Source organism: Nitrospira sp. Nam74 (genome assembly GCF_965152615.1).
Genome location: NZ_OZ224220.1, coordinates 2,801,509 through 2,824,385, shown reverse-complemented (window position 1 = coordinate 2,824,385; position 22,877 = coordinate 2,801,509). Strand labels below are relative to the sequence as shown.

At 55.7% G+C, this 22,877-nt stretch carries 16 protein-coding genes and 1 pseudogene; 13 read left to right on the top strand and 4 right to left on the bottom strand.

Annotation, left to right across the window (positions count from 1 at the left end; all coding sequences use genetic code 11):
* Positions 1 to 106: 106 nt before the first annotated feature.
* Genes ACWHYZ_RS13195 through ACWHYZ_RS13185 form a run of 3 tightly spaced genes read left to right on the top strand, consistent with a single transcriptional unit; the run spans position 107 to position 5,978 of the window.
* Entirely contained in the window at positions 107 to 1,267 is a 1,161-nt protein-coding gene (locus ACWHYZ_RS13195) for an efflux RND transporter periplasmic adaptor subunit (protein ID WP_447983155.1), read from the top strand.
* Positions 1,267 to 4,488, top strand: a complete 3,222-nt coding sequence (locus ACWHYZ_RS13190) for an efflux RND transporter permease subunit (protein WP_447983154.1) — start codon at positions 1,267 to 1,269, stop codon at positions 4,486 to 4,488. The genes ACWHYZ_RS13195 and ACWHYZ_RS13190 overlap by 1 nt, the downstream gene beginning before the upstream one ends.
* Complete coding sequence (locus ACWHYZ_RS13185) at positions 4,488 to 5,978, top strand: efflux transporter outer membrane subunit (protein ID WP_447983153.1); 1,491 nt, start codon at positions 4,488 to 4,490, stop codon at positions 5,976 to 5,978. Before ACWHYZ_RS13190 ends, ACWHYZ_RS13185 begins: the two co-directional genes overlap by 1 nt.
* A gap of 115 nt (positions 5,979 to 6,093) precedes the next feature.
* Here ACWHYZ_RS13185 and ACWHYZ_RS13180 read toward each other — a convergent pair whose 3' ends face one another.
* From ACWHYZ_RS13180 to ACWHYZ_RS13165, 4 genes and pseudogenes are all read right to left on the bottom strand, one after another.
* Complete coding sequence (locus ACWHYZ_RS13180) at positions 6,094 to 6,672, bottom strand: hypothetical protein (RefSeq protein ID WP_447983152.1); 579 nt, start codon at positions 6,670 to 6,672, stop codon at positions 6,094 to 6,096.
* 136 nt (positions 6,673 to 6,808) lie between these two features.
* Positions 6,809 to 8,167, bottom strand: a complete 1,359-nt coding sequence (locus ACWHYZ_RS13175; protein ID WP_447983151.1) for a transglycosylase SLT domain-containing protein — start codon at positions 8,165 to 8,167, stop codon at positions 6,809 to 6,811.
* A 434-nt stretch (positions 8,168 to 8,601) separates the two neighbouring features.
* A pseudogene (locus ACWHYZ_RS13170) lies at positions 8,602 to 10,070 on the bottom strand (alpha-amylase family glycosyl hydrolase).
* Positions 10,067 to 12,811 (bottom strand): MGH1-like glycoside hydrolase domain-containing protein, encoded by a 2,745-nt coding sequence (locus ACWHYZ_RS13165; protein ID WP_447983150.1) that lies wholly within the window; start codon positions 12,809 to 12,811, stop codon positions 10,067 to 10,069. The pseudogene ACWHYZ_RS13170 and the gene ACWHYZ_RS13165 overlap by 4 nt, the downstream one beginning before the upstream one ends.
* Positions 12,812 to 13,027: 216 nt before the next feature.
* Between ACWHYZ_RS13165 and ACWHYZ_RS13160 the strand changes: the two genes are divergently transcribed.
* From ACWHYZ_RS13160 to ACWHYZ_RS13115, 10 genes are all read left to right on the top strand, one after another.
* Positions 13,028 to 13,963, top strand: a complete 936-nt coding sequence (locus ACWHYZ_RS13160; RefSeq protein ID WP_447983149.1) for a hypothetical protein — start codon at positions 13,028 to 13,030, stop codon at positions 13,961 to 13,963.
* Between the two features lie 217 nt (positions 13,964 to 14,180).
* Positions 14,181 to 15,992, top strand: a complete 1,812-nt coding sequence (locus tag ACWHYZ_RS13155; RefSeq protein ID WP_447983148.1) for a mechanosensitive ion channel family protein — start codon at positions 14,181 to 14,183, stop codon at positions 15,990 to 15,992.
* 293 nt (positions 15,993 to 16,285) lie between these two features.
* Positions 16,286 to 16,855, top strand: coding sequence for a BPSL1445 family SYLF domain-containing lipoprotein (locus ACWHYZ_RS13150; RefSeq protein ID WP_447983147.1), 570 nt, complete (start codon positions 16,286 to 16,288; stop codon positions 16,853 to 16,855).
* A 63-nt stretch (positions 16,856 to 16,918) separates the two neighbouring features.
* The gene (locus ACWHYZ_RS13145) at positions 16,919 to 17,230 is read left to right on the top strand and encodes a hypothetical protein (protein WP_447983146.1); all 312 of its coding nucleotides are present in this window, start codon (positions 16,919 to 16,921) and stop codon (positions 17,228 to 17,230) included.
* An 852-nt stretch (positions 17,231 to 18,082) separates the two neighbouring features.
* On the top strand, positions 18,083 to 18,796 hold the full coding sequence (locus tag ACWHYZ_RS13140; RefSeq protein ID WP_447983145.1) for a lipid-binding SYLF domain-containing protein: 714 nt from the start codon (positions 18,083 to 18,085) through the stop codon (positions 18,794 to 18,796).
* Positions 18,797 to 18,912: 116 nt separating this feature from the next.
* Positions 18,913 to 19,386, top strand: a complete 474-nt coding sequence (locus ACWHYZ_RS13135; RefSeq protein WP_447983144.1) for a hypothetical protein — start codon at positions 18,913 to 18,915, stop codon at positions 19,384 to 19,386.
* Positions 19,387 to 19,591: 205 nt separating this feature from the next.
* A complete protein-coding gene (locus tag ACWHYZ_RS13130; protein ID WP_447983143.1) occupies positions 19,592 to 20,023 on the top strand; it encodes a hypothetical protein in 432 nt (143 codons plus the stop codon).
* A 91-nt stretch (positions 20,024 to 20,114) separates the two neighbouring features.
* Entirely contained in the window at positions 20,115 to 20,684 is a 570-nt protein-coding gene (locus ACWHYZ_RS13125) for a hypothetical protein (protein ID WP_447983142.1), read from the top strand.
* A 33-nt stretch (positions 20,685 to 20,717) separates the two neighbouring features.
* A complete protein-coding gene (locus tag ACWHYZ_RS13120; protein WP_447983141.1) occupies positions 20,718 to 21,188 on the top strand; it encodes a glycine zipper family protein in 471 nt (156 codons plus the stop codon).
* 112 nt (positions 21,189 to 21,300) lie between these two features.
* On the top strand, positions 21,301 to 22,674 hold the full coding sequence (locus ACWHYZ_RS13115) for a DUF4403 family protein (protein WP_447983140.1): 1,374 nt from the start codon (positions 21,301 to 21,303) through the stop codon (positions 22,672 to 22,674).
* The last annotated feature ends 203 nt before the right edge of the window (positions 22,675 to 22,877 follow it).

Here is a 22,877-nt window from a genome sequence, read left to right as displayed (position 1 = left end):
GAGCCATAACGCGACACGACGTGATGTGCAGGCCTCGTCGTGGCGGCGCCTAGGGAGATTGCGTTACTGAAGAGACGCCAACGAGGTCATCTGTGCTGCTCGATTGATGATCACGCTTTGCCGAGATCTCACAACTTTCGCCATCTGTCTTGCCTGGTTCGGGCTGGGCGGTATCGCGGCCTGCAAGCAGGAACACGACTCCACCGCCGCGCTTTCTCCTCCTGAAGTCGAAGTCGCGGAGGTGAAGCAGCAAGATCTGCCGATCTATTCCGAGTGGATCGGGACGACGGATGGCTTGGTCAATGCGACGATCCAAGCCAAGGTGACCGGCTATCTCATCTCACGGAATTTCATGGAAGGCGCATTTGTCAAGAAAGGAACGCTACTCTTCGAAATCGATCCGCGCCCCTTTCAAGCGTCGCTCGCCGAAGCGAAGGGTCAACTCGGGCGGGCTCAGGCCGAGCTGGTGAAAAGCGGCTTGGACGTCAAGCGCGATACGCCGCTCGCGAAAGCAAAGGCGATCAGCCAAAAAGAATTAGATGATTCGATTCAAGCGTATGCGGCTGCGAAAGCCTCGGTCGCCTCGGCGAACGCCTCGGTCCAGCAAGCCGAGCTCAATCTCGGCTACACGAGGATTGAAGCGCCGATCGACGGTATCACCGGCATTGCGAAGGCGCAGATTGGAGATTTGGTTAGTCCAAGCACCGGAACGCTCACCTCGATTTCGACAATCGATCCGATCCGCGTGTACTTTCCTATCAGCGAACAGGAGTACCTCAGGGCGGCGGAAAAGGTGCAGGTCGCATACAAGGATCCCGACAAACCGCGTGAAGACAGACTTGAACTTGTGCTTGGCGATGGCACGATCTACCCGCATAAAGGCAATTTTCTCTTGGTAGATCGACAGGTCGATGTGAAAACCGGCACGATTCGCATGGCGGCGGTATTTCCCAATCCGGGTAATCTTCTCCGTCCCGGTCTCTTCGGCCGCGTTCGAGCGGTGACGCAGACGAAGCAAGGCGCCCTCCTCGTTCCGCAGCGTGCCGTGACGGAGCTACAAGGCGACTATCAAGTCGTCGTCGTGACTTCGGACAACAAGACGGAGATTCGCCAGGTGAAGGTCGGGGAACGGATCGGCGGTCAATGGGTCATCGATCAGGGCCTTGCACCGGGCGAACGGGTGGTTGTCGAGGGAGCCCAGAAGATCAAGTCGGGGATGACCGTCAATCCAAAATCGATTCAAGCACCGGAAAAGAAGGCGGGCTGATGGCAAAGTTCTTCATCAACCGCCCGATCGTTGCGATGGTTATCTCGATCGTCATGACGATCGTCGGAATCATCGCCATGGTTCAGTTGCCCATCTCTGAGTTTCCCAATATCGCCCCGCCGGAAATCATGCTGAGCGCGACCTACGTCGGCGCCGATGCGGTCACGCTCGAACAGTCTGTCGCCACCCCGATCGAGCAACAGATGAGCGGGGTCGACAACATGATCTACATGTATTCGGTCAATCCGAGCAATGGTCAGATGACGCTCCGAGTAGACTTCGACGTCAACACTCGACCCAACGACGACCAAATCCTGACGCAGATGCGCTATTTGCAAGCTGAATCACAGCTCCCCACCGACGTACGCAATTACGGGGTGACGATCAAGAAAGCGACGACAAGCCCCTTGGCCCTCTTTTCTCTCTACTCACCGAACGGGAGCTACGACAACATTTGGCTTGCCAACTATGCCTACGTCAATCTGAACGACCCCATGTCACGGGTCCCAGGTGTCGGACAAGTACAGATATTTGGAGCGGGTCAATATGCCATGCGGTTTTGGCTGCGTCCGGATCAACTGGCCAAACTCGGCCTCACCGTCACAGAAATCCTCGATGCGATCAAAAAGCAAAACACGGTGAACCCGGCAGGACAGGTCGGAGCCGAGCCGCTTCCGCCAGGACAAGAATTTACATACACCGTTCGCGCTCAGGGTCGACTCGTCGATCAACAACAATTCGCAGACATTGTGGTGCGGGCGAATTCCGATGGATCGATCGTGCGACTCAAAGACGTCGCCCGAATCGAGCTTGGCGCGCAGATGTACAACAATATTGCGCGAATGAATGGCAAACCGGCCGCCATTCTGGCCATTTATCAGCTTCCGGGGTCGAACGCCATCGATACCATGAATGCGGCCAAGAAACTGATGGAGGAGATGAAGGGGCGCTTCCCAGCCGATCTAGACTATGTCGTCTCGCTCGATACGACGCTTGCCGTTCGTGAAGGGCTCAAGGAAATTGTGAAGACGCTCTGGGAAGCGCTGATCCTCGTGATCATCGTCGTCTTCATCTTCCTGCAAGGGTGGCGCGCAACTTTAATTCCGCTCCTGGCTGTACCGGTGTCGCTGGTCGGTACGTTCATGATCTTTCCGCTGCTCGGATTTTCTATCAACACGCTGTCCTTATTCGGGTTAATCCTCGCAATCGGTCTGGTCGTGGACGACGCCATTGTCGTGGTCGAAGCGGTCGAGCATCACATCGAGCAAGGCATGACTCCCAAGGACGCAACCCTGAAGGCGATGGAAGAGGTTTCAGGGCCAGTTGTAGCGATCGCGCTGATTTTAGCGGCCGTTTTCCTGCCGACGGCGTTTATTCCCGGCATCACAGGACGGCTCTACCAACAGTTTGCGGTAACCATCGCCGTATCGGTGATCATCTCAGCATTCAATGCCCTGACTCTCAGTCCGGCGTTATCGGCTCTCCTGCTCCGTCCCAGGAAGCCCGCCCGAGGCCCGCTCGGCCTTTTCTTCGGATGGTTCAATCGTTCATTCGGACGGGCAACCGACGGATATGTCGGCCTCTGCCGTTATCTTATGCGCAAGGCCGGTCGGTCGATGATTTTGCTCGCCGTGTTGACGATCGTTGCCGGCTTCCTCGGATGGCGCCTACCTTCCGGCTTTTTACCAGTCGAGGATCAAGGCTATGTATATCTGAACGTGCAGTTGCCGGAGGCCGCTTCGCTGCAACGCACCGATGAGGTCTGCAAAAAAATTGAGTCCATTCTGAAAGAAACACCAGGCATTCAATACGCCACGACGGTCGTCGGGTTCAGCCTGCTCAGCACGGTAAGCACGACCTATAACGCCTTCTTCTTCGTCACGCTCGCTCCATGGGAAGAACGCACGACCCCTGAAGAACAATTGCGCGGCATCTTCAAAAATGTCAACGCCCGATTGTCGAGCTTACCGGAGGCCCAAGCATTTGTGTTTCCGCCGCCGGCCATTCCGGGAGTCGGCACATCGGGGGGCGTCACCTTTGTGCTCGAAGATCGTGCCGGAAACGACGTTGAGTTTCTTGCAAAGAATACGAAGGCCTTCATGGCGGCGGCGCGCGAGCGTCCTGAAACCGGAAGCATCAACACCACGTTCATCCCGAGCGTACCCCAAGTCTTTGTTCGGGTGGATCGCGACAAGGTACTGAAGCAGGGCGTGAATCTTGGCGACGTGTATCAAACGGTGCAAGCTTTCATGGGCGGGGTGATGGTGAATTACTTCAATCGATTCGGACGTGTGTGGCAGGTGTATGTGCAGGCGGACGGAGAGTTTCGTACGCGAGCCGAAAACGTCGGTCAATTCTATGTCCGTAATGGAGACGGGGACATGGTGCCGCTGTCGGCGCTGGTCTCAATGGAGACCATTTACGGTCCGGAGTTCACCACGCGGTATAACCAATATCGGGCCGCTCAGCTCATCGTCTCCGTGGCGTCCGGTTTTAGCTCGGCCCAGGCGATGAACGCGCTCGAAGAAGTATTTGCGGAGACGATGCCGCGCGAGATGGGCTATGACTACATGGGCATGTCGTTCCAAGAAAAAGTTGCAGCGCAAGGCGTGCCGGCCAGCGTGATCTTCGGCTTCTCACTACTGTTCGTTTTCCTGATCCTTGCCGCGCAGTATGAAAGTTGGTCGCTCCCGTTTAGTGTGCTGCTGGGAACACCGATTGCTGTCTTCGGTGCATTCGGCGCCCTCTGGCTCTTAGGACTCCAGAACAATGTCTTTACACAGATCGGTCTAGTCATGCTGATCGGTCTTGCCGCCAAAAACGCCATTCTCATCGTGGAGTTTGCCAAGGTCGAGCTTGAAAAGGGTCGATCGATTATGGATGCCGCACTAGCCGGTGCGCGTTTACGCTTGCGTCCGATTCTGATGACCGCCTTTGCATTTATTTTTGGGATTCTCCCGCTGGTATTGTCCAGTGGCGCGGGTGCGGTCTCGCGCATCATGCTCGGCATCACGGTACTGGGAGGGATGCTCGCGGCATCCCTGATTGCGATTTTTTTCATCCCGGTCTCGTTTTACGTCGTCGAAAGATTGTCGCATCGGCCTGCCGCGCCGAGCCCTAGGACCGACGTGCCTAGACCGGACAGCGAAGATGGGATGGCGCATCCTCCGCCGCATTTGCCTGTACTGCCCGCCCATGCACGTCCGGAGGCAGGACGCTGATGCGACGACTCGTTGTCATGATGACGGCATGGCTCATTCTCACCGCGTGCAAAATGGGACCCGACTACGCCCGGCCGGACACGCCCAGCGGAGATACCTGGCGCATGGCGCCCGCGGCAGCCGAGTCAATTGCCAATCTGCCGTGGTGGGGCCTGCTCAAGGATCCCGATCTTCAACGCTTGATTGGTACCGCACTGGAAGAGAATCAGGATTTGAGAACTGCCGTCGCGAGCGTCGAAGAGTTTCGAGCGCAACTTGTCATTTCCCGCTTCGATTTGGCGCCGTCACTGCAATATGGCGGGCAAGCCTTCCTCTTCAACGCGAACAGGAATGCGGTCGGCATTCCGCTTCCAGGAGGAGGAGGGGTGTTTTTTCCCACTCAAACTGCGGCACCGAGCGGGGCCACCCTTTCCAATGAGAGCGCGTTTGCAGGGCTGAAATGGGAGGTTGATCTCTGGGGCAGGATCCGCCGCTCAATCGAGGCATCGAAAGCGCTGCTGTTGTCGCGTGAAGAAGGTCAGCGGGCGGTCATTCTCGGGCTGGTGAGCAATGTTGCCGAAGCGTATTTCGACTTGCGTCAGCTCGATCTGCAAGTCGATATCACCATCCGAACCCTTAAGTCGTGGGAGGAATCAGTCAGGATCTCACGAGTCAAATTGCAGCAGGGAGCGATCCCCCAGCTCGATCTCGACCGATTTGACGCGGAGCGGGCGAATGCGGCAGCGCAATTGGCGGATCTGGAGCGCCAAGTGGTGCAGAAAGAAAACCAGATCAGCCTGCTGTTGGGCCGCAAGCCGGCGCAGATCTCACGAGGCAAGGCGCTGACGGAGCAGGTGATGCCCCCTGAGACCCCGGCCGGCTTACCGTCCGATTTATTGCAGCGCCGTCCGGATATTCTCCAGGCGGAACAGGATTTAACGGCGGCGACCGCGAACATCGGCGTGGCTCAAGCCTCGCGCTTTCCTCAACTGTCGCTGACCGGAGCGTTGGGCGTGGCGAATCCGCAGCTCAATTCGTTTGTCCCCGGCGTCGCGTTCACGCAACTGGCCAGCGCTTCCCTCGCAGGCCCGTTGCTCAATGCCACAGCACTCGGCTATCAGGTCACCGTGGCGGAGGCGAGAGCCAAACAAGCATCGGCGCAATACGAGAAAGCGATCATCACCGCGTTCAAGGAAGTGGAAGACGCGCTCATTGCTGTCCAAAAATCGCGTGAGCAGCGGACGGCGCAGGAGGCGCAAGTCGCATCCCTCCGATCCGCTTTAACCCTGGCCAACCTACGCTATGAAGGCGGCCGCGCGAGCTATCTGGATGTCCTCACCGCGCAGCGGACATTGTTTGACTCGGAACTGGCATTGGCGAGGACACGCCGGACTCAGCTCGTCTCCGTAGTTCAACTGTACAAAGCGCTCGGAGGCGGCTGGACTCCAAGGGACAGCAACGCAAACGGTGTCCGACCGGTGTCTTCCATGAACGAAAGCGGTGGTGGGTGAGCAAAGGCTCCGCTTCGCTAGTCGCATACATGACCTGTCTGTCTTGACAGTCCATCTCAATCCTTGAAATCGGGTAGGGATCTTCTGGGTTAACTTGTCCAACAGCTGTCGTCTTCTACCGATTTCGTCCAGCGTCGTGAGCTTCGGGAGCTGAAAGCGCCAAGACGTTCGCTTCACGGGCGCCATTGAGAAATTGATGGATAGACTCGCGCGTGGCACCGCGTATCAATCGACTAATGATAATGGTGCTTTTGGGCATCTTCTGCAGCACTCTCACGGACTGCTCATACGATTCTTTGTCCTGAAGTCGTAGCGCGTATTGCACGACCAGCTCTAAAGAAGTGTACTGTTTATCCACGGGATCATAATACAGTCGATCGATGCGGCCGGAAATATTGAGATCGGCAGTCGGCGCTACGACATATCCTGAGAGAGTCAGTTCGCTTGCTACGGCCTTGGCGAAAAATTGCGCCACTTCCACCGACATATAAAACCGGCCGATGCCCTGTGGATTGGACTCGATATGCCGAGTTCCGCCTTGCGAATCGGCGTACTGGAACGGACCAATGCTTATAGTGCCTTGGCCTTTAAAGGGATTCTCAGGTAAATAATCGACCGAAACGACATATACACAGCCAGGAATAATCAGGGTGATGAGTAATAGTAATGCTCCACTTAGTCTGTAAGATTGCAAGTAGCACACAGTGAAAGGTCCAGGGCTCAAGATCAACTAAGACCTGTATTATCTCATCATCACGTGGCACGTACACGCCTTTAGGCAAGGCATCATATCTCGCTAGAAACTGGAATGCGATATGCCACCTGCCGGTCTAAAGGACGGGCACAGCCCTGGCGCTTGTGAAAATGCGTTTGATCTTGTGTCTCTCCTCATCGTGCTTGCCCTCTCTAGGCGTAAAATGTTCGCGTGCCTTGCGTTGGGTGGCTTGGCTCTCAACCGCGAGTTTGTAGGCGGCGTAGTATTTAAAAATGTTTCGTACATAAGTGGTGGTCTCGATCCCGACTTTCTCTGCGGTCACTAACTCAACATTGTTAAGCCACTTGTCCGGATCGAGTCTTCGTTTCGCGGCCAGCTTACGCATCTGGGCGATCTTGCCTGGGCCCGCGTTGTAACTGGCGAATGCGAACAGCGGCCGGTCGAATTCGCTGAAGTGAGCATCTGGAAAGTACGTCGTCATGAGGCGGTCCATATATTTCGCTCCGGCATGTATGTTGGAATCGCTGATCGTAATGTCCCCCACGTTCATTTCCGCCCCCGTCGCTGGCATGAGCTGCATAATCCCAATTGCGCCGACTTCACTTCGCGCCTTTTGGTCGAGGAGCGATTCTTGATAGCCTTGCGCAACCAGCATGAGGGGATCGAAGTGATACTTGGTTCCATATTTCTCGAATAAGGCAATGGTCTGCTCAAACCGTTTCCATTCCGCAGTCTTCGTCGGATCCTTAATTTGTTTAATGCGTTTCGTATACGCAGCGAGCCGTGATGCGACGACGTGCTGTTTCTGTACGTAATTCTTGTAAAATTCACGGATCTCTGCATCCAGCTTGGGGCTATTCTTCCGGACCGCCCAACCGATTCGTTCGTTGGCCCGCAGGACGATACCGGTGATATGGATCTTTGGAAGGATCGGCGCCCATATTTTCGCAAGCCAGTCATTCACCACGATCGTCTCGAAGAGACCAGCGTTCAACATCTCCATAATATCTTCGTCTTCGAGCGCATCCGGGATCAACGTGATCGCAACCGCCGCTTTGCCCTCGGCCTGAAAGCGCTCGTTCAGCGAGCGCAGACTTTCGTAATAACTCGAAGCCTTGCGCACATGCACGGTTTTGCCTGCGAGATCGTCGAGCGATGTCATCGTAGGGGACTTGGGACCAGTCACCACCAGCTCCGATACGGTTGGCAAACCACCCGCGGCGACGAAGTCCACGATTTTGAGCCGTTCTGCCGTGACCGTCAGATTACCTGCCGCGATGTCGCCGAGACCGTTGGCGACGTCCTCCAACATCCGGTCGCGGGTGCTGGGGATCATGACCATGGTGAGCGGGCGATGATGCAATTCCTTGGAGTATTTTTGGTTGAGATATTTTTCGAAGTCGCGAATAAAGTCGGCGGTGATTCCTCGCTGGCGGCCTTTGTCGTTAAAGTACAGCGTACGACTGTATGGCACAAGCACTCGAACCGCGCGACGCTCGAACATCCCATCGAAGTCGCCAGTCCATTTGTTCCTGCTCAGATCTAAGGCTCGCAACTGCGTTCCCGGCCCTTCGTCGGACGTAATCCGCCAGATCTCCGCTGTTGACGCATTTGGGAACGTGATCGGATTCTGATACTCCCGAGCGCATACTAGACTCGCAGAACAAACCATCGCCATGAAAAAAAGTCGACCACATTGTTCAAACAACATGTGCCTAGTCACCACCGGCAACCGTTTTACGTCGATACGCCGAGCGTCCGTCTTGTGAGTCGGCATACTCGAATGGAGGAATGCTGAACGACCTGGGCCTCCATAGGGATACTCACGTATGACCGAAATGACAGTGAGACGCGCTGGGATAATGAGGGTGATGAGTAACAGTAACGCGTCACTTAATGTGTGAAATTTTAAGTCGTCCACAGGTGAAAGGCCCAGGGCGCAAGGTCAACGTACAAGCCTGAGTCTTGCAACTCGTGTCCGTCGCGCTCGTACACATCTCCAGTAAACACATCGGTAAACCGCCATGTGCGTCGTTCCAGGTTATCCGATGGAATTCGGATGTGTCCCTGCGACCTCGATTCCGATAAGTTTACGACTACGAGCATTCGTGTCGCGTCCTTTCGCCAGCACCAAGCCACCAGGTTCAAGTAGCTGTCGTTGTTCGGCCAACCGGTCCGTTCACACAGTGTCCAGTCCGCGTCCCTCACATCGGTCGTGCGAAGGGTTCGAAGGAGGGACGTGTAGAATCCCTCAAGGCTCCGGTCCGGGACTTCCTCGGGACGGCGGCGCAGGAATACCGGGAGCTTCATGCGGCGTCCCACGAATTGCCCTTCGTGAAACAGTCTGGCGCCGGGCAGGGTCGCGAACGTCACCGCTGCAGCCCGCGCATGCTGGTCCGAAAACGTGGCAGCGGCGCGCGGTTCGTCATGGTTCTCGATGAAGCGAACGAGCTTTTCCTGGTAGGGCAGATCGGCACAGAGATGCAGCCGTACACTCTCAGCCGACCCATGCTCAAGGCGATCGTAGAGTTGCTTATCGTAACAGTAGTCGAACCCCTGTTGCTGGAGTTCCCATTCCTTGTCCCAGTAGGCTTCAGCCATGAAGAGCACATCGGGGTATTGCCTCCGCACTCCCTGAATCACGTCCAACCAGTACTCTTTTTGCGGCCGTGGCCCGGCGCGATGCCCCCACGTACGCTCGAAGATGGGCGTCATGAGCAGCATCGCCATATCGCACCGCATGCCGTCGCACTGATCGGCAATGGATGTTACGGTCTCGATGATTGCCTTCCGCAATCCCGGATGAAATGCGTTCAACTGCACCACATCAGGCCAGGGCGCAAAGTATGGATCTCTCCCCAGCGCCAGGGCTTTGCCATTGGCCTGGAAAAACTCTCCAGGTTTCTGTGTCAGATCGTCGGCACTGCCCTGGATGAAATAATCCGGATGCTCAGTGACCCATGGATGATCCGGCGACACGTGATTGGGGACAAAGTCCAGGATCAGGCGCATACCCCGTCCGGCGAGCTTCGTTCTGGCGGTTGCCAACCCTTTCGGTCCGCCCAGGGACTGATCCACGACGTAGCGGCGCACGCAATAGGGCGAGCCGACATTGTCCTCCGGCGCAAAATCAGGAGGGCGCGACGAAAATCCGTCAGCAGCCCTTCGTTCCTCATCGAAATGGCGATGCCGGCAGGACTCCGTTCCCACACGCCCATAAGCCAGACCGCGTCAAATCCGTATGCGCCAATGGCATCCCATTCCTCGTCAGGAACCGTGGCTAGAGTCACGGGCTTCCGGTGCTTGCGGCCTAGTTCACCCAGCCAGACCCAGGTATTGATCTCATAGATGACAGGATATTTCCGCCAGGCCGTCATTCGTTCACTTTCTTGAACGCAAGCCGCTTGCCCCCTTCCAATGCTCGCTTGGCGTCCAGGACGCCGAAGAGCTGGATGAGTTTCGCCACGCACCCGGTCCAGCCGGTCTGATGGCTCGCGCCGAGTCCCGCCCCGTTATCACCGTGAAAGTATTCATAGAACAGAATGAGATCCCGCCAGTGGGGATCCGATTGAAATTTCTCCGTGCCGCCATAGACCGGACGCTGACCCTGTTCATTGCGAAGAAAGGTCCGGCTCAGCCGAACCGCGATTTCCTTGGAGACCGCGAAGAGGTTCATCATGTTGCCGGATCCAGTGGGGCATTCAACTTTAAAATTGTCGCCGTAATAGAGATAGTAATTCAGCAGCGCCCGAATAAGCATCACATTCACCGGCATCCAGACCGGTCCCCGCCAGTTGGAGTTACCGCCGAACATGCCGGTATTGGATTCCGCCGGCAGATAGTCCACCCGGTACTCCTGGCCACCCACGTGGAAGATATAGGGATTCCTCTCGTGAAACTTAGAGAGGGCCCGGATGCCGTAAGGCCCCAAGAATTCATTCTCGTCGAGCATCTTGGAAAGCACCTGCCGCAGCCGATCAGGATTGAGCAGGGAAAAAATCCCGCGCTCGTTCACTCCCCAATGCTCCGGGCCCACAGGGTGAATGGTTGTCAAGAGTTCGGGCATCTGGCGAGCGCGCGCCCGAAATGCCGCGAGTGCCTGCGGAACAAGTTCCCGCTGCCACGGCTCAACCACCGTGGTGGCGCACAAGGGAAGCAGCCCCACCATGGAGCGTACCTTGAGCCGCTCGGCGCTGCCATCCGGGAATCGGAGCAGATCGTAGTAGAAGCCGTCCTTCTCGTCCCACATGCCATCCGGCCCGGGTTTGTTCATACCTGCGGCGATATAGAGGAAGTGTTCGATAAATTTTGTCACCATGTCTCCATAGGTGGGGTCGTGTGGCACGAGTTCCACCGCAAGCTCCAACATGTTCTGGCTGAACAACGCCATCCACGCCGTGCCGTCCGCCTGCTCGAGGTGACCGCCGGTGGGCAACGGGGAGCTGCGGTCGAAGACACCGATGTTGTCGAGGCCAAGGAAGCCTCCCTCGAACACATTCTTGCCGAACCGGTCCTTACGGTTTACCCACCAGGTGAAGTTTAGCAAGAGTTTATTGAAGGCCGATCGGAGAAAATCAACGTCCGTCTGCCCGCGCAGACCCTGCTCAGTGCGGTGCAGGAACAAGGTCGCGAAGGCGTGAACGGGAGGGTTCACGTCGCTGAAGTTCCATTCGTATGCGGGGATCTGCCCGTTGGGGTGCAGGTAGAGTCCATGAAGCATGAGGTGCATCTGCTGCTTGGCGAAATCGGGGTCAACGATCGAGAGCGGCAGCGTGTGGAAGGCCAGATCCCAAGCCGCGTACCAGGGGTATTCCCATTTGTCCGGCATCGAGATGATGTCCTCATTGACCATGTGGAACCACTCCGAGTTGCGGGTGATACGATATCCGGCACGGAGTGGGTTGGAGTGGTGCTCCTCCAGCCAACGATCGGCATCAAAATAATAGTACTGCTTAGACCAGAGCATGCCGGCGATGGCCTGGCGCATCACATTGGCTGCGTCCGAGGAGACGGAAGGCGGGGTGACAGAGCGGTAGAACTCGTCCGCCTCCTGCAGGCGAGTGGTCATCGTCTCGGCAAACGCCGGCCCAAAGAGGGCAACCCCTTTCTTATTCGTGCTCTGTTCGGTGGGGCTTTGGGTGGTGAGGCACAGGCGCACGCTCATCGACTGGCCGGGACGCACGACTTGCCGGTAGTGCGCGGCGGCCTTCGTGCCTTCGTGGGCAGGGTTCACCGCCGACTCCTGACCCTGGACCACAGAATTGTTGATGCCGTCTTTGACGTATGGGCTGGCATTCGGATGTTCAGGAAACAGTCGATCGTTGTTCGTTTCGTTCTCAGTGAAGAGCAGCGGCACGTCGCCTTCGCAGTACAAATAGTAGGTGCCCAGTGTTGAGTGCTCCGCCTTGATTGCACTCGTGCCGCCCGGTCCTTTGACCTGTTTAAGCATCGGTTTCTTGGCAGGTCTAGCAATCCATGTTGCCCAGTCGTTGCGGAACCATAGCGTCGGCAACAGGTGAAGATCGGCCTTCTCCGGGCCGCGATTGACGGCTGTAATCTGCACGAGGATGTCGTCCGGGCCGTCCTTGGCATATTCCATGAAGACATCAAAATAACGATCCTCATTGAAGACGCCGGTATCAAGCAGTTCATACTCCATTTCGTTGCGGGAACGGCCTCGATTTGTTTCCGCCAGATCGGTATAGGGGAAGGCCGCCTGCGGATACTTGTAGAGATACTTCATGTAAGAATGGGTCGGCGTACTGTCGAGGTAGAAATAGTATTCTTTGACGTCCTCGCCGTGATTGCCTTCGCTATTGGTGAGCCCGAAAAGACGCTCCTTGAGGATAGGGTCTTTCCCGTTCCAGAGGGTCAGGGCAAAGCAGAGCCCCTGCTTTTCGTCGCAGATGCCCCCAAGACCATCCTCGCCCCAGCGATAGGCCCGTGAGCGCGCCTGATCGTGGGTGAAGAAATTCCAGGCGTCACCCCCTTCGCTATAGTCTTCCCGCACCGTGCCCCATTGCCGCTCGCTCAAATAGGGTCCCCACTTCTTCCACGGCACGTTCTTCTCGCGTGCGTCGGACAAGCGTTGCTGTTCGGCATTAGATCTCGATTCCATAGATACCTCCACATCCTCTGCGTCAAAACTGTTTGGGAGGAGCTACTGTTCCAACCGGTGTCAACTTATTGTGAAAAGCGACTGCGCGATGTGCCGGCCGCCACAAACGAAGCGATCTAAAAAGTCCCAGTTGGTTAGTACCACCGCTTTCGATGGAAGGGAACTGTCAAAACTGACAGTCGGGATGCGTCGCGTTGTGGCATACGATGTGCACCGATGGCAATCGTCCGAATGAAGCTCATATGGACGGTGCTCCTACCGTGCGTGGCTCTCTTGCTAATCTCTCCCTGCCAAACGTTTGCCCAGACAACATCGTCTGACAAGACGGCCGAGGAGACCGAACCGCAGGAGGCCCAAGCAGGATCAGAGAAGCCGGAAGGACGGCGGTTATTGAAACGGCTCGGGCCGCAACCGCTCACGCCAGAGGAACAGCAAGAAGCGCAGCGGCTGTCACGGATTGCCCGTTCCCAAGGAACCGATCCCACCGCCATCGTTGGGCGTCTCCAGCTTTCCAACGAATATGATGCGCTTACGAGCCGGAGCCGGGTGAATATTCTCAGCGGCCGGGTCGATGTTCCGTATGGGGGCAACTGGCTGCTCAGTGTGATCACGCCGTTGCGCTGGAGCCACATAAATGGGCTTGGGAATGTAGACGGTTTGGGAGATCTCTTCGTGCGGACCGGCGCGCGTCTTTATACGGTTCCCGGCTATGCGTTCTTCGCCGCCGCCGACTTCACATTTCCAACCGCCACCAGCACGCAGCTTGGACTTGGGAAGTATACGGTCTCGCCCACTGGGGCCACGGCCCGCGTCTTTCCGGACATCGACAGTCTCCTGTTCGCTGTTCTACAGCAGCAACTCTCGATCGGCGGCGATCCATCCCGGCGCGATGTCTCGCTATCTCGACTTTCCCTCCTATTCAATACGATCTGGACGGAGCGATGGTACACGCAAATCCAGGCGGTGGGGCAACTCGACTGGCAACGCGATGCCAAAAGCAGCTTGACGTTGGAATTCGAGGGCGGTCATCGGCTGACTCGAGAGTGGCTGCTCTGGGTGAGACCCGGCGTTGGAGTGTTGGGGCGGGACGTAATCGGCGCTTACGAGTGGAGCGTGGAGGTCGGCTTTCGGCGGATGTTCGCCAGCTTCTGAGCGAGTCCAAGGGCGCGACTCCCTCGAGGAGCTGGCTCGATATAGCCGATGGTGCTGAGAAGCTGTTCTCGCGTCCATCTGTGTCTTTTGACAGTTGCGATGCCGCACACGACGCTAGCTAAATCGTGTGAACGCGCGGCTCTGTCTCTAACAACCTTTATTGGAATCAAACCTGGTCAGTCAGCCGCGCTATGGACCATTGGAAGGAGGAAGAACTATGCGAAGATCAGGTGTGAATAGAATATTTGGCATGATCATGGCGATCACAGTCCTCATGACGCTATCGGTACGACAATCATATGCCGACAAGAATTCGGGGCAGCCGACCGTTCGAGAACTGATCGAGAGAAGCGCGAAGGAACATCGGCCCTCTGAATCGGGTAGTGAGCAGCTTGGAATCCAGGATGATCCGCTCGGCCGTGGGGTCCCACGGTCGAGTGTTCATGGATTCCTCATAGCAGCTCGGAATCGGAACTATGCGCAGGCCGCCGAGTATCTCGACCTGCGGAATTTGCCGGTGGAGGTGGCGCGACAGGAGGGGGCGACGTTAGCGCGACAACTAAAGGTCGTCCTTGATCGCGCTCTCTTGATCGACCTCGATTTGCTCAGCAACAGTCCCGAAGGCGATCGTAACGATAATCTCCATCCCGCGCGCGACCGAGTGGGAAGCATTTCTTCAGGAAGCAAGACGTACGATATCTTCATGCAGCGGATTTTGGAAGAAGACGGCGCATCTGTCTGGAAGTTCGCCGGCGTCACCGTCGCTGAAATTCCCGCTATGTACAAGGATGTCGGCTACGGATCCCTGGAACAGATCCTCCCGGCCTGGTTGTTCGACGTTTCCTTTCTGGGACTCAGTCTCTGGCTGTGGATCGCGGTCCTCGGCCTCATTATCCTGACCTATCCGGCGGCAATCCTGATCACATCGTTTTTAGTCATGGTCCTGCGCAGATTCCGTGCCGACCTTGCGGAACAGGTAGCCCGTATTTTCACCGGCCCGCTTAGACTCCTTATTTGGACCGTTCTTTTCCGCGCAAGCAGCGATGTGGTTGGACCATCTATCACGCTTCAAGCGATCGCACAGGCGCGAACCGTTCAGGTCATCGCTCTTGGATGGCTCCTCTTGCGAGTCGTCGATTTCGTTGCGCTTCGTGCGAGCACGAATCTTGACCGCAAAGGCCTCGCGGGCGCGTTGGTACTTTTGAGTCCCGTGGCGAGGCTTCTCAAGTTCCTGGTAGTCACCGCGGCGACGCTTCTTTGGCTCGATAACATCGGGTTCAAGGTCACCACTTTGTTGGCCGGACTCAGCATCAGCGGGATTGCTGTCGCGCTCGCCTCCCAGAAAACCTTGGAAAATATCTTCGGCGCCTTCACGCTCTTCGCTGCGCAACCCGTTCGTGTGGGCGACTTCTGCCGATTTGGGACACAGGTAGGAACGGTGGAAGAGATCGGTCTTCGCGCCACCCGTATCCGCACTCTGGAACGGAGCATCATTACAATTGCCAATGCCGACTTCGTCAGTATGCATCTCGACAATCTGTCTAAACGTGACCGCTTCTGGTACCACCCGCATCTCGCACTGAGGTACGAGACGACCCCTGACCAGATCCGCTACGTCTTGGTCGAAGTGCAAAAAATGCTCTACGCCCATCCGAAGGTTCTCTCTGAGCCGCTGCATGTCCGTTTCAGTGGATTCGGTGAATACTCCCTCGATCTTGAAGTCTTCGCATACATGGCAGTTCTCAACTATGACGAGTCGCTTGAAGTCGCCGAAGATCTCAATCTTCGTATCATGGAGATCGTGATGGCGGCCGGATCGGATTTCGCGGTCCCTGTGCAGGTTCAGTATGAATTACCCGGGAAACCGATTGATGAACAGAGGGCGCAGGCAGTCGCAGAAGCGGTGAAGGACTGGAAGTCTAAGCATACGCTGTATCTCCCGAACTTGCCCAAGGAAAAGATCGCGGAAATGAAGGGGTCATTGGACTATCCACCAGCCGGTTCCCCGCAGGCGGCTGTAACGGCGTGAGGTAGGGCCTGGGCCTCGTGTTACTCACGGATTATTCGTCGCGGGTGACCAGGGCCGTTGCGTTCACCACAGGCGGAGTTGTTTCCAATCTGAAGAGACTGGACTGTCAGAATTGACAGTTCCACGCCAATGTGGACCGTGATAGTGACTGCGAATTGCAATGAAGAGCGTCTTGATTTGGCGATGTGCATTGCGTGCAGGTGGACCATGAGATTGAAAATAAAAAGGGGCAAAGGGCAATCTCAAGGTGAGCTGCCCTTAGAAGTTGCTCCGATGTTAAAGGAGTTCACATCATGAGGACAAGGCGAGGGGCACGTCTTGCGATGGCGGTGTTTGCTGGTACCCTGATTTTGTTCAGCACGTGGCGGCCGGTCCCGACGTTAGCCGCCTCAGCCCGAGAGATCGACGTCAGCGTCGATGTCGCTTTGGAGCGTTTGGAGAAAGAGGTTGGAGGAGCCAAGACATTTTTGGAGAATGCCAAAGGCGTTCTTGTTTTTCCACAGGTACTCAAGGCCGGCGTCGGGGTCGGCGGAGAGTATGGGGAAGGTGCTCTGCGGATTGACGGCAAAACGGTGGATTATTACAGCACGGCGGCTGGCTCATTCGGCTTTCAATTCGGGGCGCAGGCTAAAACCATTATTCTCGTCTTCTTGGCGGAAGAGGCGCTGAAGAAATTTCGCCAAAGCGAAGGATGGAAGGCAGGGGTTGATGGGTCTGTCGCGGTGGTTACGGTTGGCGCTGGGGGAACGATCGATACGGCTAAGCTGCAAGATCCGATTGTTGGATTCGTCTTTGGTCAGAAGGGGTTGATGTATAACCTCACGCTCGAAGGATCGAAGTTTACAAAGCTAGACAAGCGCTAAAACGATCGTGAGGGGACACGATGCCAAAGCTCGAAATGTCAATATTCTTGAAAGGAGAAATCGATGAAATGGAAATGCGGCCATCTCGCCTCGATGATTGCATTGGTGTGCCTGATTGTCGGATGCAGTTCTTATTACCAGGTCACCGATCCGTCTTCAGGAAAGATCTATTACAGCAAGAAAGTGGATGAGGCTGGAAAGGCTGGAGCCATTAAGTTCAAAGACGAGAGAACCGGGAGCCGCGTGACGCTTCAATCTTCTGACGTAAGGAAGATTTCGGCGGACGAGTTCAATGCCGCCCTGCTGACCAAATCCACGCCGTCAGCTCCGATGCCACCGACTGCGGCGCCAGCGGCGCCAGCTTCTCAGAAGTAGTGGAGAGATAGACGACCCCAGTAAGTCCTTCTGAGTATTTCTGTGTGCCTACCGATTGCCCCGGGGGTTTGGCGTAAAGATTGTGCGTCGACTGGTGCGTCGGTTCGCGATGAGGTCCTCTCGCGCACTTGACGGTGACGGCCGAGCGGCTCAGGGTCGTGGACTTCGTTACTCCGTCTGCCCACGCACGATATCAGGGCTACTGCTGAGGGCCAGAAATCTACGCCGATCCACTCGCTCAAGGATCTCGCCGGCAAAGTTGTGCATGCGCGCACAGCTTCAAGCTATAACACGAGCCTGCTCTCACTAAACCATTAATTTCAGCAGAGGGAAAAGTTCTGATTGCCCTGATGTTCTTCCGCGACGAGCTTAAAGAGTAGGACATCATGGAGACGTTGAACCACAGCCTGTTCGAGGTGATTGTCGTCAAGACTGGGTTTCCTCGACGACGTCTTTAGGGTCGCTTTTCAGGAGGTCCCACATCCTAGCGCGACTGAGGAAACGCTGCCCCGATATACCTGATACCTGTCAAAGTTGACAGTTCCCACTCCACAGACCTGACCGTATGATAGCGACTCGCTATGATAACCAATTTGCGTACGACTACTCTTTACCGGTGTCTTCGCGAACACGAGCACATATTTTTATGGCTGGGCCGATCGCCGGTATTTCTTGTCGGGCAACAAAGGTCACAATAAGGTTTTCGTCGATTGCGCCGCAAACGTGCACTCGGCCTACCAAATGGACGAATAACGTGGAAGGAGCGAGAGAATGGGCGTGCGTTGCCCTACGTCCAATGCGCGCCGATGCAGAGCCAACTCGCCAAAACCGACATTGAAAGGAGGATCAGTGATGAATGCCACATGGAATGAACTTCTGTCACAGGTGAGACGGTGCGGCCTCGCTTCTGTGTTCATCAGCCTCACGATGTTGGTGCTATCGACGCCTGCCATGTCTGCCGGGGCCATGGAACAACAGCAGCTTGTGGACAAGGCCAAGATGACCATGGAAGCGTTCGCGGCCGATCCGGGTCTGAAAGATGCGGTCCGGGCATGGAAGGATGCCAAAGGCCTCTTCATCGTCCCGGAACTGCTACGGGGCGCTTTCGTATTTGGTGGTGCGGGAGGCGGCGGGGTCTTACTCGTGCATGACGAAAAGACCGGCGAGTGGTCTCAGCCAGCATTTTATACGATCGGAGCTGTGAGCTTCGGGCTACAGGCCGGCGGCGATGCGTCGGAATTAATCTTCGTGGTCAGAACTCAGAAGGGTCTGGAGGAGTTTTATCGCTCCGATTTCAAACTCGGTGCCGGAACCGGGCTGTCCATCGGTCCCGTAGGAGGTAGCTCATCCTTTGGAGGTGTGACTGGAGATATCTTATCCTATGGCCGGACAAAAGGAGCGTTCGCCGGTATGGCGCTGGACGGCGCCAGAGTTGCTCCCTCAGATGAGTCGAATGCACTTTATTATGGGAAAGCGATCAGACCGGTAGACATTCTGGTGAAGAATTCCGTCAGCAATCCCAAGTCCGCTGATCTACGTGCGGCAGCGGACGATCTCATGAAATAGGCTGGAGCTTTCGACCAATGCTGAGACGGTGATTACCAAGTGGAATCGATTTGGCCAAGTGAGAGACCTATGGGCTGTTTTGTTCATCATAATCAAAATCGGAAAGGAGAGTGTGTATGAAGTCCATCATGACCCTTGTATTCACTGGAACGGTTCTTCTCACTACGGCGGCCATCGCCCAGAATGTCTCCGACTCCAACATCGACATGCTGATGCAGAAGATCAAAGCGGACAAAAAACTGCTCATCAGCCAGAATATGGACCTGACCGATTCGGAAGCCGAGCAGTTTTGGCCGCTCTACGATGCGTTTCAAAAGGACCTGGCACAGGTCAATCAACGAATGGCCAGTACGATTAAGGACTACGCCGACAGCATGAACAAAGGTCCGATGCCAAACGATGCGGCGAAGAAACTGGTGAACGACGCCTTGGCCCAAGAAGAGGATGAAGTGAAGATGAAGCGTTTGTATGCCGACAGGCTCGGCCAGGTGCTGCCCACGACGAAGGTCGCACGCTACATCCAGATGGAAACCAAGATCCGCTCATTGCTCCGCCGGGAATTGGCACAGCAGATTCCACTGATCTATTGAGGTTGAAATTGGGAGAGGAAGGCGCCACGCAAAGGGAGATCTTTCCAAGGAGGAAACCATGCGAAGGTTAGGAATCGGTGTAATGATCGTCAGTGTCTTGATACTGCAGGGGTGTGCTTCCTCACAGTCGAAGGGCCAGTCTGGTACAGCTGCGCCTTCTCAGGGGTACTCATCGTCCCAGCCTGCGACAACAGGAGTTCAGGATATGAATCGTTCAAAAACAGGCCGGACGGCGGCGGACAGGAATCTGGAGATCTTGATGCAAAAGATCAAAGCCGACAAGAAATTACTCGTCGCCAGCAACATGGATCTGACGGATGCCGAGGCCAAGCAATTTTGGCCGATTTATGATTCATATCAAAAGGACTTAGAACGAATCAACCAGGGGCTCGGCGGCACGCTCGTTGAATATGCGGAAGCATATAACAGCGGCCCTCTCCCGGATAGTAAAGCAGCGAAGCTGCTGAACCAAGCGCTCGACGCCGAGGAAGCAGAGGTGAAGTTGAAGCAGTCGTATGCCGAGAAGCTTGAGGCCGCTCTTCCCGAGAGAAAGGTTGCACGCTACATTCAGATTGAAAACAAAATTCGTGCTGCGATCAATGGGGCCCTTGCCGAGCGGATTCCCCTTGCTTATTAGAATGAGAGTGTGACGAAGCCGAATCGAACGCCATCTAAACGAGTACCAAGCTCACGAAGATCGCGTCGTGGTTCCGGGAGGAGGTCGCTCTATGAAAATAGTTACGTTCACAATGCTGGCGGTTGCCATGGCAGCGGTCGTCCTCACGACCGATCCCGTCAGCGATGCAGTGGCCGAAGAAGTTTCGGTTAAGGCTGTTGCGACATGGAAAGGGCGGTCATTCGTATTTCCAGTCGGTCCTGCGGAGGCCTATTTAGTAGGCGTTTATAGCGGGACGTTGTATGTGGACGATGGGAAGGGATCACTGCATGCATCCTCCATTGTGTGTCCTGCCACAGCGGAAGGCGACTTAAAAAAGATGATCAGGACCGGGCAGGGCCGTTGCATCCTGACCGATGAAGACGGCAACCGCGTGTACGCTCGATTCACGTGCATGGGCGATATGGAAAGTTGCCGAGGGCCATTCAAAATTGTGGGAGGCACCGGCAAGTTTACTGGTATCACCGGCGAAGGCGAAATGATCTCGCGTCTTCAAGTCGAGCAATCTACAAGGGTGATTGGGTTTGATACTGCTGAACAGCAAGGCGAAGGGGTCGCCATATGGCCATCGCTGACCTATAAGGTTCCTTCATCCCCAAATGAGCCTGATCAAAACCGGTGACAAAGCATCCAAGAGTATTCGGAGGTAGCAGAAATGCATATACGGGTTGCCATAGGACTTGCTTCACTCCTGGCACTCTTTGTCGTTTCAAAGGGGGCTCACGCCGAGATGTTTATCTTTCCCGAAAAGGGCCAGAGCAAAGATCAACAGGAGTTGGACCAGTTTACGTGTTACAAGTGGGCGAAAGAGCAAACAGGGATTGATCCGAATCAAGTCTCTGTAGCCGCTGCACCACCACCCCCCGAGAGTGGACAAGTTGCCAGAGGCGCCGCGCGCGGCGCAGCTGTGGGTGCCATTGGGGGCGCTATTGGAGGAGACGCAGGAAAAGGAGCGGCCATCGGAGCGGCCGTTGGAGGAGGGGCGGGAGTGGCACGGCGACGCCGATCCGAAATGCAATACGAAGAGTCCGTGAAGCAATCATCGGCTGCTCAACAGCAAAAGCAACAAGAATGGAACCGTGCTTATAGCGTGTGTCTTTCCGGAAAGGGCTATAAGGTGGGATAGAGTCGTTCACTGTGACAGACTTATAACATTTGGCGGTCGTGCACTACCGTCGAAGAGGATGTGCCAGAATTTAGGACCATACCATCGCGCCCTTCTGCTGCTTGCGTCCTGTATGCTCACTGCGTGCGGGGGTGCGCAGGTTGATATTCCTAAGCCTACGGATCGTTTGGTGCCTCCTCCGCCTCCTCCTCGTATTGAAGAATCAATCGTGCATCTTCAGGTCAGTGTCCCTGTGAATGAACTGGCTTTTGCTGCAGACGCCGCCGTTCCACGTGAAGCAGCTCAGGAGGACACGTGGCAGGCTGTGGATCTGCCTGGCGCTCAAGACCGATTTCATTATCAATATTATTTCATACGAGGACCGCTTAACTTGCGGATGGTTGGTGCCCATCTTGCGTTGGACTTGCCAGAGAATCTGTATCGGATTGCTGTTCGAATGGATGGTTCCGATGGAGGTGTTCAGGAAGTCCGTTGCGGATATGGACAGGATGCATTGAAACGGTTACGCCTTGCCGCGACCTCGAGACTAGATTGGACGGATAGGTGGACCCTTGCATCAGACACCACATTCGATCCCCCGGAATTTCTCGATCGCTGCAATACGGGTGAAGGTATGAATTTCAATGCGACGCGGCTTTTGGAGCCCTTGGTGAATGCTCGGCTGCACGCCCTTGCGGAGATGATTGACGCTAAGATTCGGGAAAGGAGCCAAGCAAGGAAAAGGGCAGAGACGATCTGGCGGAAACTTCAGGAACCCACGCGATTGTCCTCGGACCTTTGGCTCGCGTTGAATCCGGTCGGTGCAAACGTGAGTCCCATTGGGTCGGACGACTCGCAGGTGATCCGCACAGCCGTAAATTTAGTTCTGAAGCCGCAAGCGCACTTTGGGCCCGAGCCTACAGTCGTCGAGCGCCCGATGCCGCCGCTCGAGTTAACCCCGATTTCACAAGACGGGTTTCACCTTGCCGTGCCCGTGCTGGCCGGATATGGCGACATTAACCATCATCTCGAGGAACAGTTGGTTGGAAAAGAAATACAGATGTCGGTGGATCAATCGCTGAAGATTCTTTCCGCTCAGACATACGGAAGTGGTGACCGTCTGATTTTGGCTTTGGGCGTCAGTGGAGCAGTCAATGGCAACATTTATGCTGCCGGCAAACCGGTGATCGATTCGATATCCCAGACACTAACTTTTAAAGAATTTGATTTTACGGTGGACACAAAGGATGCACTGATGCGCGCGGCCGGCTGGCTAGTGCATGACGACGTATTGTTTCGCATAAAGCCCTATCTGGACATCGATCTTTCGGGTCGAATCGAAGACTTGCGCCAACAGCTGGCCGCGACACTGAACCGCGAACTCCATGAGGGCACGTGGTTGGAGGGAACCATCACCAGGGTCGAACCACGAAGCATCTACCTCATGCCGAAAGGAGTGGAGGTTGTCATCGTAGCGGATGGGTTTATACATCTCTCCGTGCAGTGAATCTCTGACATTGCCTCAACCAGAGATTCAAATTCCTATGACCAGTTGAACAGGTATGATACACATCCGAGTCGTATTTCATGCAATGTCGGCTCCGGCAGGAGACATACACTGTAGGGTTGGGGATGGATTACTGTCCCCGTTGAAGTTGGCGAGAGTACAATGCCAGCCAGACGAGACTTCGAGCCCTCGGGGATCGGGGC

Bases quoted from the DNA above. Each gene is read 5' to 3' on its own strand.
- ACWHYZ_RS13155 (WP_447983148.1), top strand. From the start codon at position 14,181: ATGCGAAGATCAGGTGTGAATAGAATATTTGGCATGATCATGGCGATC.
- ACWHYZ_RS13140 (WP_447983145.1), top strand. From the start codon at position 18,083: ATGAATGCCACATGGAATGAACTTCTGTCACAGGTGAGACGGTGCGGC.
- ACWHYZ_RS13165 (WP_447983150.1), bottom strand. From the start codon at position 12,811: ATGGAATCGAGATCTAATGCCGAACAGCAACGCTTGTCCGACGCACGC.
- ACWHYZ_RS13195 (WP_447983155.1), top strand. From the start codon at position 107: ATGATCACGCTTTGCCGAGATCTCACAACTTTCGCCATCTGTCTTGCC.
- ACWHYZ_RS13185 (WP_447983153.1), top strand. From the start codon at position 4,488: ATGCGACGACTCGTTGTCATGATGACGGCATGGCTCATTCTCACCGCG.
- ACWHYZ_RS13120 (WP_447983141.1), top strand. From the start codon at position 20,718: ATGCATATACGGGTTGCCATAGGACTTGCTTCACTCCTGGCACTCTTT.
- ACWHYZ_RS13135 (WP_447983144.1), top strand. From the start codon at position 18,913: ATGAAGTCCATCATGACCCTTGTATTCACTGGAACGGTTCTTCTCACT.
- ACWHYZ_RS13160 (WP_447983149.1), top strand. From the start codon at position 13,028: ATGGCAATCGTCCGAATGAAGCTCATATGGACGGTGCTCCTACCGTGC.
- ACWHYZ_RS13190 (WP_447983154.1), top strand. From the start codon at position 1,267: ATGGCAAAGTTCTTCATCAACCGCCCGATCGTTGCGATGGTTATCTCG.
- ACWHYZ_RS13150 (WP_447983147.1), top strand. From the start codon at position 16,286: ATGAGGACAAGGCGAGGGGCACGTCTTGCGATGGCGGTGTTTGCTGGT.
- ACWHYZ_RS13130 (WP_447983143.1), top strand. From the start codon at position 19,592: ATGAATCGTTCAAAAACAGGCCGGACGGCGGCGGACAGGAATCTGGAG.
- ACWHYZ_RS13145 (WP_447983146.1), top strand. From the start codon at position 16,919: ATGAAATGGAAATGCGGCCATCTCGCCTCGATGATTGCATTGGTGTGC.
- ACWHYZ_RS13115 (WP_447983140.1), top strand. From the start codon at position 21,301: ATGCTCACTGCGTGCGGGGGTGCGCAGGTTGATATTCCTAAGCCTACG.
- ACWHYZ_RS13125 (WP_447983142.1), top strand. From the start codon at position 20,115: ATGAAAATAGTTACGTTCACAATGCTGGCGGTTGCCATGGCAGCGGTC.